This is a genomic window from Paraoerskovia sediminicola (genome assembly GCF_030296575.1).
Taxonomy (GTDB): Bacteria; Actinomycetota; Actinomycetes; order Actinomycetales; family Cellulomonadaceae; genus Paraoerskovia; species Paraoerskovia sediminicola.
Genome location: NZ_AP027730.1, coordinates 13357 through 28691, shown reverse-complemented (window position 1 = coordinate 28691; position 15335 = coordinate 13357). Strand labels below are relative to the sequence as shown.

Annotated in this window: 15 protein-coding genes and 1 pseudogene; 12 read left to right on the top strand and 4 right to left on the bottom strand. The window is 67.4% G+C overall.

Features of this window, described 5'->3' with window-relative positions:
- The first annotated feature begins 614 nt into the window (after nt 1-614).
- On the top strand, nt 615-1973 hold the full coding sequence (locus QUE47_RS16115; protein WP_286219599.1) for a ParB/RepB/Spo0J family partition protein: 1359 nt from the start codon (nt 615-617) through the stop codon (nt 1971-1973).
- A gap of 189 nt (nt 1974-2162) precedes the next feature.
- Complete coding sequence (gene imuA', locus QUE47_RS16110; RefSeq protein ID WP_286219598.1) at nt 2163-2834, top strand: DnaE2-dependent mutagenesis accessory factor ImuA'; 672 nt, start codon at nt 2163-2165, stop codon at nt 2832-2834.
- Nucleotides 2835-3126: 292 nt separating this feature from the next.
- On the opposite strand, the gene QUE47_RS16105 is transcribed toward imuA', so the two are convergent.
- Nucleotides 3127-4167, bottom strand: a complete 1041-nt coding sequence (locus QUE47_RS16105; protein ID WP_286219597.1) for a pentapeptide repeat-containing protein — start codon at nt 4165-4167, stop codon at nt 3127-3129.
- Nucleotides 4168-4693: 526 nt separating this feature from the next.
- On the opposite strand from QUE47_RS16105, the gene QUE47_RS16100 reads away from it, so the two are divergent.
- The 9 genes and pseudogenes from QUE47_RS16100 to QUE47_RS16060 all read left to right on the top strand — a co-directional run bounded on the left by QUE47_RS16100 (nt 4694) and on the right by QUE47_RS16060 (nt 11643).
- On the top strand, nt 4694-5719 hold the full coding sequence (locus QUE47_RS16100) for a DUF4192 domain-containing protein (protein ID WP_286219596.1): 1026 nt from the start codon (nt 4694-4696) through the stop codon (nt 5717-5719).
- 171 nt (nt 5720-5890) lie between these two features.
- Nucleotides 5891-6478 carry a hypothetical protein gene (locus tag QUE47_RS16095; RefSeq protein ID WP_286219595.1) on the top strand — a complete coding sequence of 196 codons (588 nt, stop codon included), beginning with the start codon at nt 5891-5893 and terminating at the stop codon, nt 6476-6478.
- 1188 nt (nt 6479-7666) lie between these two features.
- Nucleotides 7667-7852, top strand: coding sequence for a hypothetical protein (locus QUE47_RS16090; RefSeq protein WP_286219594.1), 186 nt, complete (start codon nt 7667-7669; stop codon nt 7850-7852).
- A complete protein-coding gene (locus tag QUE47_RS16085; RefSeq protein WP_286219593.1) occupies nt 7849-8136 on the top strand; it encodes a hypothetical protein in 288 nt (95 codons plus the stop codon). Before QUE47_RS16090 ends, QUE47_RS16085 begins: the two co-directional genes overlap by 4 nt.
- 153 nt (nt 8137-8289) lie before the next feature.
- The gene (locus QUE47_RS16080; protein WP_286219592.1) at nt 8290-9129 is read left to right on the top strand and encodes a DUF3560 domain-containing protein; all 840 of its coding nucleotides are present in this window, start codon (nt 8290-8292) and stop codon (nt 9127-9129) included.
- Between the two features lie 822 nt (nt 9130-9951).
- Nucleotides 9952-10175, top strand: a pseudogene (gene nrdH, locus QUE47_RS16075) (glutaredoxin-like protein NrdH).
- Between the two features lie 13 nt (nt 10176-10188).
- Nucleotides 10189-10851, top strand: coding sequence for a toprim domain-containing protein (locus QUE47_RS16070; protein ID WP_286219591.1), 663 nt, complete (start codon nt 10189-10191; stop codon nt 10849-10851).
- 41 nt (nt 10852-10892) lie between these two features.
- Nucleotides 10893-11195, top strand: coding sequence for a hypothetical protein (locus QUE47_RS16065; RefSeq protein ID WP_286219590.1), 303 nt, complete (start codon nt 10893-10895; stop codon nt 11193-11195).
- 253 nt (nt 11196-11448) lie between these two features.
- On the top strand, nt 11449-11643 hold the full coding sequence (locus QUE47_RS16060; RefSeq protein WP_286219589.1) for a hypothetical protein: 195 nt from the start codon (nt 11449-11451) through the stop codon (nt 11641-11643).
- 33 nt (nt 11644-11676) lie between these two features.
- On the opposite strand, the gene QUE47_RS16055 is transcribed toward QUE47_RS16060, so the two are convergent.
- Nucleotides 11677-12258, bottom strand: coding sequence for a hypothetical protein (locus QUE47_RS16055; protein ID WP_286219588.1), 582 nt, complete (start codon nt 12256-12258; stop codon nt 11677-11679).
- An 846-nt stretch (nt 12259-13104) separates the two neighbouring features.
- Nucleotides 13105-13650, bottom strand: a complete 546-nt coding sequence (locus QUE47_RS16050; RefSeq protein ID WP_286219587.1) for a hypothetical protein — start codon at nt 13648-13650, stop codon at nt 13105-13107.
- Nucleotides 13651-13856: 206 nt separating this feature from the next.
- Between QUE47_RS16050 and QUE47_RS16045 the strand changes: the two genes are divergently transcribed.
- Nucleotides 13857-14432 carry a recombinase family protein gene (locus QUE47_RS16045; RefSeq protein WP_286219609.1) on the top strand — a complete coding sequence of 192 codons (576 nt, stop codon included), beginning with the start codon at nt 13857-13859 and terminating at the stop codon, nt 14430-14432.
- Nucleotides 14433-14687: 255 nt separating this feature from the next.
- Here QUE47_RS16045 and QUE47_RS16040 read toward each other — a convergent pair whose 3' ends face one another.
- Nucleotides 14688-15272 (bottom strand): hypothetical protein, encoded by a 585-nt coding sequence (locus QUE47_RS16040; protein WP_286219584.1) that lies wholly within the window; start codon nt 15270-15272, stop codon nt 14688-14690.
- Nucleotides 15273-15335 lie beyond the last annotated feature (63 nt).

The following is a 15335-nucleotide window of genomic DNA, read 5'->3' as shown; positions in this document are numbered from 1 at the left end:
GATGACACTGCTGTAACTTTACCCTGCATCCCCCACGGTCAGGTGTGCACGGAACGTGGCGGCCTCTCGCCCTGTGGATAAAGTGGCTCGGCTATTGCGGCTATTGCCCTTCGCCTTTTGCGCTCTGTGGATAATGCGCTTTTACGCGGGGTCGCGGCTGCCGGGGTTGGGTGGTTACGCAGGAACCGCCCGAGAAGCAGGGGCGGTGCCTGCTTCAGCTGCGGCCGGTCTGGCGTGCGGTAGGCGAAGGCGTGGACTGCTGGCCGGCTGCGCCGGGGCGGGGAGACCCCGCACCCCTTGGGACCGCTGCGCGGTCCTGAGCGTGGCCGCTGCGCGGCCCTGAGCTGTTTGGTCTTTCTTCCTCTCCGGTCGCTCCATCCTCACCCGCGCGGACCTGCTCACAACCCGTTCGCCTGCGGCGCCGGCCGTCGTGCGGAACTCGTCGCACGCGGTCGCTGCGCTCCCTTATTTCGCGCGACGAGCCCCTTTCGCCGGCCGGACCACGGGTTGTGTTCCGGTCCTTCATCGCGGGCGTGGATTACGGCGTCCGGAGAGGGCGAAAAAAGGTCGGGGGCCACCCGATCACCCGGCTCCGGCACGAAAGGTCACCCACCATGACCCAGCCCGTGGCCCAGCCCGAGGTCGTCGACGTCGACCCCCGAACGCTCGTCCTCGAAGCAAACGTGCGCGCCGACGCGGACCTCGACCCCGAGTTCATCGCATCGATCAAGACCCACGGGGTGCTCACCCCCGTGCTGGCAGTCCGCGCTGACGACGGCACGCTGAACGTGCGCGCCGGACAGCGGCGCACCCTCGCCGCCGTCGAAGCCGGACGCGAGACCATCCCCGCCTACGTCGTCCAGGACGCAGGAGACCCCGCCCGCCGCATCGTCGAGCAGATGGTCGAGAACGACCACCGGCGCAACGTGCGAGACAGCGACCGCACCGCAGCGTTCAAGCAGCTGCACCTGCTCGGCCTCACCGCCTCACAGATCGCCAAGCAGACGTGCACCAAGAAGAACCACGTCAGCGCTGTCCTGGAAGTAGCGAACAGCAACGCCGCGACCGTTCAGGCGAAGTACGACCTGACCCTCGACCAAGCCGCGATCCTCGCGGAGTTCGACGACGACGCCGAACTGGTCGAGAAGTTGACCACAATCACGCTCGACGACCCGGGCAACCTCATCCACGCCGCGCAGCGCGCACGAGACGAGCGCGCCCGGGCAGCCCTCTACGCGCAGGCCGAGACCGCCCTCGCCGCCGACAACGTCCGCGTCATCGACCTCGACGACGACGCCAACAGCGCAGCACGGTGCATCGACTACCTGCGCCAGGCGAACGAGGGCGAGGCCCTCACCGTCGAGAACCACGCCACCTGCCCCGGCCACGCCGCCATCATCGTCCGCCACGGCTGGAACGAGCAGATGACCTACGAGCCGCGCTACTACTGCACCGACCCCACAGCCAACGGCCACGAGGACCGCTGGGGCTCCGCGTACGCCGAACCCAAGAAGGGGCCGATGACCGACGAGCAGAAGGCAGAGCGCCGAGAGGTCGTCGAGAACAACAAGGCGTGGCGCTCCGCCGAAACCGTGCGCCGCGAGTGGCTCGCACAGTTCGCCAAGCGCAAGACCGCCCCCAAGGGCGCAGCAGCATTCATCGCGACCGCGCTGGCAGGTCGGGCGTACCTGATCGAGAAGGAAAGTCAGAAGAGCCACCGCCTCGCCGTCGACTGGCTCAACATCAAGACCGAGCCCTACCGAACCGCCGAAGCGATCGAATCCGTGGTCGACGGCTCGAGCGAAGCCCGCGCCCAGCACATCGCCCTCGTCCTCATCCTCGGCAGCATCGAGGACTCCACCGGAACCCACACCTGGCGCAGCAACGGCAGCGAACGGGCCTACTTCACCGCCCTCGCCGCCTGGGGCTACACCCTGAGCGACGTCGAGAAGATCGCCCAAGGCGACGCCTAGCACCGCACGGGGCCGGGTCCACCCGGCCCCGTGTAGCCGGGCGCGTCCAGGCGCCGGCCGCGGCCCATCGAGGGCCGCGGCCGACGCGGTGGGGGCTTGCCGCCCCCACACCCCCGCCTCCGCCGGCCATTCCGCGAGGCACCGACAGGCGCCTAGAATCGAACTCATGTTCGATTGCGTGGTGTCGGCGTGGCCGCGGTAGACCTTGCGACCGCACGAGCCGCGCTCGCGCACGCGGAGACGAAACTCGGCGTGCGCCGAGCGGCACCGGCCGCGTTCGACACGGACGACCCGGAACCGATCAGCTCACTGCTCACCAGCTCGCCCGCCGGCAACGCCCACGTCGTGGCCGCATCGACGACGCTGCTGCTGGCGCTGCTTGCCGCCCACCAAGGCAGGGGATCGATCGCCGTCGCCGGCTGCGCCGACCTCGGCTGGGTCGCTGCCCACGAAGCCGGCATAGACCTCGACCGCACCGCATACGTCCCCGTCGTCGCCCACAGCCAACCGCAGATCGCCGCCGCGATGCTCGACGGCTTCGAGCAGGTCGTGCTCGGCGACGGCATCGCCCTGACCGACGCCGACAAGCGGCGACTGAGCGCCCGAGCCCGCGACACCAGCGCCACGATCTGGGCCACAACCGCATGGCCCGGCGCCGCGCACGTCCTCGAGACCACAGCCCGCGCATGGCACGGCACAGACGACGGCCACGGCCACCTCAGGGCTGCGACGCTCACCGTCGAGCGCACCGGACGCGGCGCCGCTGCGCGACCCGCGCGATTCGAGGTCGCCCTGCCCGCGGCCGGCGACTGCGTCCGCGAAATCAGCGCCGCACCCGCACGCCTGCGGCTGGTCAGCTGATGGCAGATCCTCGAGGGGCGAAGCACCCCGCCGTCGCGTCAACCCCACCCGACCCGACACGACCGCTGAACGCGGACCAACCTCAGCATGTGCCGGGGCGCCCGCAAGGACGCATCCCCGTCCTGGCCCGCTTCGTCTGGCCCAGCGGTCCCCGCTGGGTCCCAGCCCGCGCGATCCGATGGACACCCACCCACGTCATGGTCCTGTGGACCCCTGACGAGAACGACGTCCGCCGCGAAGTCGTCGTGTGGCTCCGCGCCAGCGACGTCCGCCGCTGGATCCCCGCGACCCGCTAAGCGAGGTCGTCCTCGGGCGGGTGGTCTGGGGTGAAGCCCTCCGGCCAGATGGTCTTGTGCGGACCGTGGGCGTTCCAGATAGAGCTGGAAAGCCCCTTTGGACTTGGGCCCGTGGAGGTCAGGTTCGCGTCGGTCAGATCCGCGCCGCGAAGGTCCGCGCGGCGAAGGTTCGCGCCGCGAAGGTTCGCGCGAGTCAGGTCCGCGTTGACCAGGCTCGCGTCGGTCAGGTTCGCGCCGGTCAGGTTCGCGTCGGTCAGGTCCGCGCTGGGCATGCTTGCGTCGATCAATTTCGCGAAGACCAGGATCGCGCCGGTCAGATCCGCGCCGGTCATGTACGCCCCGGTCAGATCCGTGCCGACCATGTACGCGCGGGACAGATCCGCGAGGGATAGGTCCGCGCCGGAGAGCTGCGCGTGAGCCAGGTTCTTGCTTATCTCGCTTGGGCTTCGGCCAATAACTGTGAGGGCAGCTTGGAGGTCCGTCGCTGGCGCCTTACCCGGTAGAGGTCCGTCTTCTTGTCCGTCAGGGGCAGGAGTATTTGCGCTTTCACGGACGAATGCGCAGAGAACATCCATCACGGTCTGAGCGTCCTTCGGGGAGTCCTGCATCACCCGCTCCAGCGCGTACACGCCACCTAGGCGGATGTGGATGCTCTCGTGTCCGAGCTGCTCGACAGCCTTCGTGTACCGGTCGGTGCGGTTCGCGTCCCGCTCCAGCTCGTTCGACGCACGCTCCAGCCGATGGCGCTGATGCGTGTAAAAGAGCCCGATCGCTGCACCAAGTGCGGCAACCCCCGCGAGAACCGTGCGCCGCTCCTCGCGCAGTTCCTCCGCCTGAGCCACCGGATCATCGAGCGGCGAAGCCAGCACTTCCGGAAGCCAGGTAATCGCGATAACCAGAAGACCCACCAACCCGATGACCACAAGTACCAGCCGCAGATGTGCCCGCAACCAAGCCCATGAACGACGCGGCTGCGTCAAGACGGCGACCGCGAAGGTAAGAGCGACACCGACAGCGAGCCACCCCGAGAAGTCCACGCGACGACCGTAGCGGTGTCCGGGTGTCGGACCCGACGAGCCGGCAGGGTGATTTACGCGGGGTCGCGGCTGCCGGGGTTGGGTGGTTACGCAGGAACCGCCCGAGAAGCAGGGGCGGTGCCTGCTTCAGCTGCGGCCGGTCTGGCGTGCGGTAGGCGAAGGCGTGGACTGCTGGCCGGCTGCGCCGGGGCGGGGAAGACCCCGCACCCCTTGGGACCGCTGCGCGGTCCTGAGCGTGGCCGCTGCGCGGCCCTGAGCTGTTTGGTCTTTCTTCCTCTCCGGTCGCTCCATCCTCACCCGCGCGGACCTACTCACAACCCGTTCGCCTGCGGCGCCGGCCGTCGTGCGGAACTCGTCGCACGCGGTCGCTGCGCTCCCTTATTTCGCGCGACGAGCCCCTTTCGCCGGCCGGACCACGGGTTGTGTTCCGGTCCTTCATCGCGGGCGTGGATTACGGCGTCCGGAGAGGGCGAAAAAGGTCGGGGGCCACCCGATCACCCGGCTCCGGCACGAAAGGTCACCCACCATGACCCAGCCCATCATTGTCAGCGGGACCCGTGAGATCCTCGCGTACCTCCCGATCCGTCTCGGCTACACCCCGACCGAGAGCCTCGTCGTTGTCGCGGTCCGTGGCGACCGCCGTATCGGTGTCGTGGCCCGCATGGACCTCGACGACGTGACCGAGGTTCACGCCGAGACCCTGGCCCAGCAGGTCAACAGCGACCACCCCACGACCGTCCTCGCCGCCATCTACACCGAGGACACCGACCGCGCGCACGCGGCCATCGACCGCACCGCCAAGGCATTCGGTGGCTACGGCCTGGACGTCCGCGAGGCGTGGCAGGTCACCAGCACCGACTACCGCGACCTGTACGACCCCACCGCCAAGCCGGAGCCCGTCGAGGACTTCAAGGGAACCCAGGTCGCCGCCGAAGCCGTCGCAACCGGCCACGTCGTGCGCGACAGCCTCGCGGACCTCCTGCCCACGCCCGCCGACGCAGGCGCCCACGCCGCCGCCCGCCAGGCAGGCGAGACGTTCCGCACCGACGTCGGCACCGGCACCGACGCCCCCACGTTCGGATACGCGGTCTGGACCCTCGCCCTCACCGGAGTCACCAGCGGCCCCGAGACCTACGGCACGCTCGCCGAAGCCCTCACCGACGTCCCAACCAGGGACGCCCTGATCGTCGCGATGGTCCCCGGAACCCCCGAAGACGTCATCGCTCAGACCCTCGCGAACACCGGCGGCGACGCCCCCGGAGTCGGCGCGGCGATGCGCGCCATCATCGACGGCGCGGAAGGTGTGCGCCCCGGCGACGAGGCCGACAAGATGCGCGACCTGCTCACCCAGGTGATCGCCCACGCGGACAGCCACCAGAGCGCCGCAGCGTGGACCCTCTGGGCACTCATCGAGTGGTGGCACGGGAACTCGGCCACCGCCCGCGAAGCCCTCACCCGCGCCCAGGCCAGCGAGCCCTACCGGCTCGCACAACTGCTCTCCGGCGCCATCGCGACCGGAATGCCGCCGGGTTGGGTGATCCGCGAGCGGTAGACGAAGAACGGTGCGGGGCCGGGACCACCGGCCCCGCACCACCGCAACCGTGCGCCGGCCGCGGCCCATCGAGGGCCGCGGCCGACGCGGTGGGGGCTTGCCGCCCCCACACCCCCGCCTCACAACGTCACCAGCTCGCCCTACGATCAGCACCACCCACGGAGGTCACCCATGCAACCGATCGGACCAGCCGATACGCTGCCCGTCGCCTGGCTCCTTGCACGCCGCTTCAGCGGTCGCGTCGCAGCACTGACCTTGCCGATGTGGCTCCTGATCGTCTCCACCGACAGCGAACTACGCCACGACGGGCGCACCGTGACCGGCGCGATAAGACCTCCGGGGCACAACATCAAGCACGCGCTGCGGTTCGCCGGCGCGTTCCTTCTCGTAGCCGCGGTGGCGATCGCCGGCCTCATCGCGGCCGCGCTGCTACTCCCGCCGGCCTGGTTCCTCGCGACAGGCCTGGTGATCGCCGCACTGTTTTTCGTGCCCGCGATCAGTTGGATCGGATCGCTCCTGACCGGGCGATCCTTGCGGACGATCCGCAAGGTTCCCCGCGGCAGCTACAGGATCGACACCGTCGCCAGCTCTCGACGATGCCTCGGCCTCGGCCTCGTTGCGGACTACGCGCGCGCAACGGTTCCCGCTGGCTCCACCATCGCCGCCGTTGCCGCCTCAGACAGGCACCTCGACGTCTATAAACGCTACGGTTTCGTCCCGCTCCACCCTGGATCGCTCGTCATGGTGGGAACCGCTTGACCGGCGTGGGAACCGCTTGACCGGCGCCCTGGCACGGGGACTGCCCACACCACCGCGCAGCGTCGCGCCGGCCGTGGCCGGCGCGGTGAGGGCTCGCCACCCCCACCGCGCCTCAGCTGATACTCACTCGAGCGCGAGCAGCTCCGCCACCGGTGGGACGCAGCTCGGAGGCTCCATTGCTGGGGTGCCGTACCCGCTCAGGAGAGCGAGGGTCAGAACCCCCAGGACAGGGGAGGTAGTGAGGTCGAACTGGACGACACGCTTCGGTTTCTTCGGATGTTTGGGCACTTTGCTCATCTCTGAAAGGCCCGCGCTGTGTCATCATGGGATGGTCTCGCCAAAGACATACCAGATGAACCAGCCAGGCATTTCTGCTCGGTACTTCTCGGTCGGAGGGCCATCGCGTGCAACCGCGGTGGCCCTTTTCGTGTCGGCAGGCAGGAAGTCCGCGCAGAACGCGCATTCCTCGATGCCGTGCCATAAACGATCCTATCCAGCACGTCACACACGCCACACCGGCGTAAGTGAGGCCGACGCGCAGTTCGTCATGGGAGCGACCCTCCGTCGTGCGTTGTCGCGCTCAAGGGAGGGGGCGAGACTCGCAGGTTTCCGCCGCTCTCCGACGAGGTCACCGGCCGCGCGAGAGGTCCCAGATTGTCGCACCGTGCTCACGCGGCTCTCGTCGACCAGGAGCAGATCCGCCGCTGGAACCCGAGCATCTACGCGGGGTCGCGGCTGCCGGGGTTGGGTGGTTATGCAGGAACCGCCCGAGAAGCAGGGGCGGTGCCTGCTTCAGCTGCGGCCGGTCTGGCGTGCGGTAGGCGAAGGCGTGGACTGCTGGCCGGCTGCGCCGGGGCGGGGAAGACCCCGCACCCCTTGGGACCGCTGCGCGGTCCTGAGCGTGGCCGCTGCGCGGCCCTGAGCTGTTTGGTCTTTCTTCCTCTCCGGTCGCTCCATCCTCACCCGCGCGGACCTACTCACAACCCGTTCGCCTGCGGCGCCGGCCGTCGTGCGGAACTCGTCGCACGCGGTCGCTGCGCTCCCTTATTTCGCGCGACGAGCCCCTTTCGCCGGCCGGACCACGGGTTGTGTTCCGGTCCTTCATCGCGGGCGTGGATTACGGCGTCCGGAGAGGGCGAAAAAGGTCGGGGGCCACCCGATCACCCGGCTCCGGCACGAAAGGTCACCATGTTCACCACGCGCGCATGCATGCACTGCGGCAAGACGAGCGCCGTAGCGCTCAAGCCCGAGCAGACCGCAGTCCTCGCGGCCGGAAAACCGATCCAGGACGTGATCCCCGACGTCTCTCCCAACGTCCGCGAACTGCTGATCTCCGGTACGCACCCCAAGTGCTGGGAGGTGATGTTCGCGTGATCGACTCCCACCCGGACGCCATGCCCGCCGAGCGCCGCGCGATCCTGCGCGACAAGTGCGCCAAGCGCCTTCCGCAGTTCCAGGCGCACTACGTCGACGAGCTCGCCGACGGGCTCGAGAGCTATGCCCTGTGGCTCGGACTCCTGGACCTGCGACTCAAGCACCGCGCCTTCGTCGGCCACGAATCGCTGGCAGACCGCGACTGGTACGGCGCCTATGAGGCCGGCCAAGACCCCATCGCCTACGCGGACGCCGTGCTCAGCCACGAGTTCCCGCAGTTCTGACCCGACCCGGGGCGGGCCCAAGGGCCCGCCCCATCCACACGCGGAGGAACCCCAAATGCTCACCATCACCCACACCCACAAAGCCGGAACCCTCATCGACGGAACCGCCCGAGGCGACGGAACCGGCGCGATCCTCAAGACGAACCGCTGGAGGTGGGGACGCAGCATCGGAGCCTGGTACATCCCGAACAGCCGCGACCAGTTCGCCAAGTCCCGACAGATCGAGACCACCGCCGGCGACCTGCGCGCCGCCGGCCACGAGGTCACCGTCCAGATCGACGACGCCCCCGCGAGACGGCCACCGTCGAAGCGGACCGGGTCAGCCGTCAAGCTGGCCGCGTCGACGCACTCGCCGCCAAGGCCGACAAGAAGCACGCCGCCGCCGAGGCAGCCTGGACCCGCCACACGGCCGACGTCGAACGGCTCCCACCCGGCGGTGAACCGATCAAGCTCGACCACCACTCAGGAGCGCGACACCGCCGCGACGTCGAGCGCGCGCACCGCTCGATCGGTGCCGCCGTCCGAGCCGGCGACGATGCCGAAGAGTACGCCCGCCGCGCAGCAGCCGCCACCCACACGACCGGCGCCCGACACAACCCCGTCACCGTCGCCAACCGGATCAAAGCCCTAGCGGCCGACATTCGCCGCCTCGAGCGTCAGGTCGTCGCCGACACCTACGACCGCGAGACCGGCTACCGGCCAGCGACCGACGACGAGAAGGAAGCGCGCCGCGCCCGCCTCGCGCCCCGCATCGACCAGAAGCGCGACCAGCACGCCTACTGGGTACAGATCCGCGCCGAGCAGCAGGCCACCGGACACGCCACCAACTACAGTCCCGCGAACGTCCGCAAGGGTGACGCCGTCAAGATCCGCGGCTCCTGGCACCGTGTCGCCCGCGCGAACCAGAAGAGCGTGAGCGTCGAGACCGAGTACAGCTGGACCGACCGCGCCCCCTGGCACGAGGTCCAAGACCACAAGCCCGCTACCCTCTGACCCACCACGCCCGCGGTACGTGGCCCGTGCCGCGGGCGTGGTCTTCCCGGGGGTTTGCCACCCCCGGACCCCCGCCTCACGAGGCAGGCACACGGATCGGGAAGCGCACCCCAGCATCGGGAAGGGCCGCGGCCTACGACTTGCGGGGCCGCCCCGGCGGCCGGCGGCGGTCCTCGATGCCCTCCAACGCAGCCGCCGACCACACGGGGCCGCCATTCAGCGTCCCCTCGGGCGGCGGGAGCCACGGGACGCAACGATGCCGCGCGCTGCGCAGCGACGTCGTCGTGATCCCCAGGCGTCGAGCCAGACGCGCGGAATCGTAGAAATCTCCCGGCCCAGGACCAGGATCGCGGCCGGCGGAAGCGCTACTCATTCCGCCATTTTACAGCAGCGCTAGCGTTGCGATTCTGCTAAAATGATGCTCTAGCGTTGCAGTTTCTAGGGGTCAGAATGAGCCAGATTCCGAGCGATCTGAAGCGGACTGAGCTCGCCGACGACGGAGCGTCAGCGAGTACCGGAGGTCGCGCGCTGCGCGCGCGACCGCTGCAAAAGCCTGGATCTGTTTCCGGTCCGCCCCTGTCTCCGATTGTGGCCGGCGCAGGGTCCGGCAACTCGGACTCCGCTGCGCTGCGACCCGAGGCCGAAAGACTGCCTCGCTGCGCTCCTTCGTCGCTGAGCCCGCTCGACATTCGTTCAACCTCGGGCAACCGAGTCGCTCACGATGTTCGCGCCCTCCGGGTGCCTAGCCCCCGCGCTGATCGGCCATCGCACTACGCGCAGGGGCGGTCCGAAAAACGGTTGGAGAGGCTCATGAACAAGCAGATCGAGGTCACGGTGTTCTCGAAGCCGGCGTGCGTCATGTGTACGGCGACGTACCGGGCGCTCGACAAGAAGGGGATCAAGTACGAGGTCGTCGACCTCAGCACCGACGCGCAGGCACTCGAGCTCGTGCGCGGACTGGGTTACATGGAGGCGCCGGTCGTCGTCGCGGGGAGCGCCACTGGTCCGGGTTTCGACCGGACCAGATCAATGCACTAGCTGCGTAGGGGAGGGAGAGTCATGAGTGACAACGTCAGCGCCCAGCGCGTCCTCGAGGCCAACACGGCCGCGTGGGTGTGGTGGCGCTACCAGGCGACCTTGTGGGACGACTGGACTCGCGACTACCTCTCAAGCCGAGGTCTGAGGGGAGTGCAGGCCGGCTACGCACCTGGCGGCTGGACTCGACTCGTCAACGCGCTCCGCCGGCGAGGCTTCACGGACACCGAGCTGCTCGCGGCCGGGCTCGCCACGCTCAGCAGCAAGGGCAATCTGATCGACTACTACCGGGATCGGCTCGTCCTGGCAGTGCGCGACCGCAACAACGAGATTCTCGGGTTCACCGCGCGCCACACACCGCTGAAGGCAGGCGGGTCGAAGTACCTCAACACCCCTGGAACCGTCGTCTACACCAAGGGCCAAGCCCTCTACGGACTCGACGCGGCCGCCGCGCGGAACCTCGCGCACGGGGCCACCCCCGTCCTGGTCGAAGGTGCGCTCGACGTCGAAGCGACCCGCCGAGTCGGTGGGGCGCAGGTCGTCCTGTCCGCCTGTGGCACCGCGATCACCGCCGAGCAGCTCGACGCGCTGCGCGCCATCGACCCCGCCTGCCTCACCCGGCTCGTCGTCGCCTACGACGCCGACGCCGGCGGCCGCGGGGAGCAGCGCGGATCTGGGAACTCCTGACTCCTGTCGAGCGAGCCACGGCGCGCGTTGCAGTGCTCGAGGTGGGTAAGGACCCCGCACAGCTGATCGAGGAGGGCCACGTCGAAGCGCTGCGGACCGCACTACGTTCGGCGCCCACGCTGACGACCCTGGTGGTCCAGGAAGCACTCACCTGCTCCACCCTCAGTCACGTCGAAGGCCGAGTGAGCGCGGTACGGGCCATCGCCGAGAAGGTCGCCGTACTGCCGCCGGCCGCGCTGTCCGACGTCGCAGCTCTGCTCACCGTGACGTTCGAAGGTGGACTCGCCGGCGACACGATCGCCAGCGAGCTGATCGCAGCCTCCCTCGCCCACCAGGCGTCGTGATGAACGCCTGCCACAGCCGCGAACCGAGGCGCGCTAGGTTCGAGTGCACCAGGAACAGGAGGGGGCTCCACATGACGATCAGCGACCACGAACGCCGACGATGAGCCGACGCGGCGGCGCAAGCCAACGCCAGCGCGGCACTCGAAGGCTACGAAATCGACCCAAGGTCGCCAATCACGGCCACCAGCTCAACGAGAACGACCGAGCATGCAAGGCATCCCTCAAGCACGACGACAGCGGGCCGCTGCGCGAGATGTTCGCCAGGATCACCACAAAACAGAGCGCCGCCGGCGTCGACTACGCCGCAGACGACGCACTGAACCTCGTGGCGAGCTCGGCCTACCGCGACGCGTTCCCAACCCGCCCGGGCTCTGGGCGCGGCGACGCCCCGCACGTCGACCGACGACAGGGCGCACCCGGCACGGGCAGAGGAGGCCGCGAACGGTGATCAGTCAGCACGCATTCCGGGGAAAGTCTTGGCCTACGAGATCTTCTGGCTCCCTTTGACCTTGACCTTGGCCTTGGCCCCGATGTGTCTCGTAGTTTCAGTCCCGTTGTCTTCCGTATCAGCCGGGGGCGTGGGATCAGTGAAGAAATAGAGGTTGCGAACACGGTCGCGCGCGTCGCCGTTGCCGCCACGGGGCGTGTCGAGCATCTGCTTCTTCACTCGCAGCAGTTCAAGCTGCTGAAGTTCTTTGGTTCCTTTGGCTCTCATCGAGGGGCTGATCTTGTACCAAGTCGGGAAGTTCTCGATGCTCCACCACATTCCCGCGGCGCGGCTTTCAGGCTCGGCCAGGACGATCAGCAACATCGCGAGCCCTGGCGCGGTCATCCTTTGGATGTATCCCCGCCAGATAATGTCCGGAATCTGCAGGTATCTGTTCTGCACCTTCTGCGGTGGCGCGCTCGGCGGTGTGTATGGCGCGCGCGATGCGTCCTCGCACAGCAGAGTGATCAGCGAGGGTTCTCCCCGGGACGCGGTGACTTCAATCAGCCCAAGATTCTCCAATCGGCGGAACGAGTCGGTGATGCGCCGTGCACCGCTCCTTGCCGGGTCGTCCAATGCGAGGAGACCCGCCCAACGGCGCGCTGACAGCCTCGTGTCGTACGGCGGAGCGGAACTGCGACGTAGTAGCCCTAGGTACAGCTTGAGCGCGACGCCGCCACCTCGACCCTTCGTGGACACGATCTGTGCCAGCGGGGGAGTTTCGCCGGATCGTCGTTCCTCACGAACGACTTTCGGAGCGGTGTCGTCTTGCGGCGAGTGCTTGAGTTAACGAGTCTCTCGACCTCATCCCGACACGCTGAGGGCAAGTCGCCCATGCGGACTTTCGGATCCAGTAGCCCGGCGAAGAAACTGGCAGACGGGCGCGCCGCGGTGGCTTTGCGCGGCCCTACCGAGGCGTCTTCAACGCTTGCCGACACGGCGGTTCCTCCTTGGCGTCGCGATGAAATAGATGTCCTCTCTCCTTCACTCGTCTGCCGGCGTGGTGTGCCGTCGCTCTGGAACTAACCGTCTGGTCGTCTAGCGTAGGTCCATTTGCTCATCTGACACTACCCCACAATCGGGGGCCGGGCGTTACCCCAGGTCAGCCGCACTTTCTGCGATCAGTACGGGTATAATGGTCATGTAAGCCAAGGCAGGTATCGACTTCTTCTCTAAGGTTAAGTGTCTTAGAGAGCTGGCGGCGACGCCAAGGCCAGTCAGTAGGCGGCACATCCAACTCGCGATTTGGAGTGTCGGGGCGGCGAGACGGTAGCCATCTGTATGTGTCAGAACAGGCCCGTCGACCGTAGTTGCTCGTGCTGGCGGTAGGGCCTCGGGGTGGAACCCGGGGCCCTACTTCTTTGCCCGTTCAGGATGTTCTGGCATGGCTGCACGTAGATTCGAATCGACGCGGCGGTGCCGCTATTCGCAGACCTTGTGACCGTTCGACTCCATGTAGCAGTCGCCACCAGGACCGTTGCTCGTGAACGTGTAGAACGCGAAGAGCGCGGAGACGACGGCAATCGCGATCATGAAGCTCTTGAACTCCTTACGGGAACTCTCCGCTGCTTCCGCTTCTAGCTTCTCCCGGCGCTTGATCGACGCTAGTTCGTGCTCGAGGCGTTCGGCCTTCTCAGTGTCGGTTTCTGGCCGAGACGCGCGTTCCGCACGCTCCGCTGCGGCCTGTGCCGCGAAGATCTCGGTCCGCGCCTCCTTGAGCGACTGAATGGTCGAGGCACTCAACTGGTACTCGGCACACTGAGCAAGAAACTCGGCGTTTGTCAGGTCGAGGCCCAGGAGCATCGTCCACTCCTCGTCGATGACTGCGGCGAAGTCTTCCAAGTCCTCGTCGGTGGGCTCGTAGTCGTCGCTCCCGGCACTAACGCGCCGCTCCGACGCCACGTGGTCGGGGGTTGAGCTGGACGGCAGCGCTGCGCGCGGGTTGTCCTCGGTTTGGTCGTCTGCCATGAGTTCAGGTTACTGACCCGAAAGGCGGCCCGTGCGGAAGGTCAGCACACGAGTCGTTCCATGGGCTACTCAGCCTCAGAAACGACCGTTTTTGAACTGCATCAACGAGGTGTGTGTACCGAGTCCGGAGCGTGTGTCAAAAACCCTTGTCAGAAGTGTCGGCGTGTCAGAACTTCGATCGGACGTTTCTGACTAGGTTCAAAGGCATGGCAATCATCTGGGCCTATGCCCGAGTCTCAACAGCGGGCCAAGTCCTCGATGCGCAGCTCGACGCGCTGCGCGGTGCTGGCGTCGACGAACGACACATCGAGGTCGAGAAAGCATCGGGCCTTCGCCATGACCGGCCGGTCCTAGATCAGTTGTTAGCGCGGGTCGCTACCGGGGACACCGTTGTTGTGACGAAACTCGATCGTCTCGGGCGCTCCGTTCCCCACCTACTAAGGGTCGTGGGGGAGTTGGAGCAGCGAGGGGTGACCCTCCGATCGCTTTCGGAAGCGATCGACACATCATCCGCAGGTGGTCGATTCATGGTCACGATGATTGCCGCGCTGGCAGAGATGGAAGCGGACCTAATCCGTGAGCGAACTGTCGCCGGCCTCGCTGCCGCGCGGAGTCGAGGCCGCATCGGTGGTCGGCCGCTGGCGCTGAGTTCGGAGGCCGTGAGGGCAGGCCGGGCTGCACATCTACAGGGAGAGTCTGTCGCGGCGATCGCGCGCAGTTTGAAGGTCTCGCCCTCGACGGTGCGGCGACACGTTATTGGTCACGGCGAAAAGCGCGACTAGCGCTCCAGATGGCGTAGTCCAACGGGATACTGAGTCGGTGACGAACATAGAACAGGGTCAGAAAGTCGACTTCACACCGCTATCTGTACGGATGCAGTGGCGTACTGCGACTGAGTGGGAGGTCCTTGCCCGCTTGACTCGCCACCTACGATCGACTTCGTAGAGAGTTCTCGAAGAGGTTTCGACTACGAAGTCGGCTCCTAGCCGGCTCGCCCGCTCTCCCCCAACCCGTGAGCAGCAACCTCTGAAGCACGCTCAGTCGGGACGGTTGCTCTCCCAGAGGTCGGCGTCCATGCCTTGGGAGCGCATCACTTCGAGCTCGCCCTTGCTGAAGCGGCGGTATCGGGTCGGGTCGTACTCCCCGGTCGCCCAGTAGGGGTTCGGCTCGGGGTAGGTGCCGTTCTTCTCGCGCTGCTGCTCGCGCTGCTGCTCGCGCTGCTGTTCTTCGACGACCCGGACTTGATAGCCAATTTCCTCGAGGTAGGCGTCATTCCAGCTCCTGCGCGCTGACGCGAAGATGCGTTCGCCCGCGGTCCAGCACAGCACCGTGGCCACGATTCCGCCGAACACCACGATGCCCAAGACCGCTAAGGCCCCAAGCTGCGGGGCTGCGATCATCGAGGCGCCACCGAGCACGAGGATGGCTGCAGCCCAGAGCGCGGCTGACTTCGTGAGCGCCCGTGCTCGAACGTGAATCGGGAGCGGGTTCCTGACGCGGTCGAAGCATGCCTGGATCTCGTCATCGGACAGGACCCCGAAGTTGACGTTGTCCTGCGCCCACGTGCTGAAGGCGGTCTTGTGCTGGATCAGGGCCAGCCTGACGTTCGAGTTGTGAGGCACCGGGGCGGCTCTCCTTGCCTTGCCTGGTCTGCGAATGGCAGTTCTGCAAAGCGTAGGCAGTCC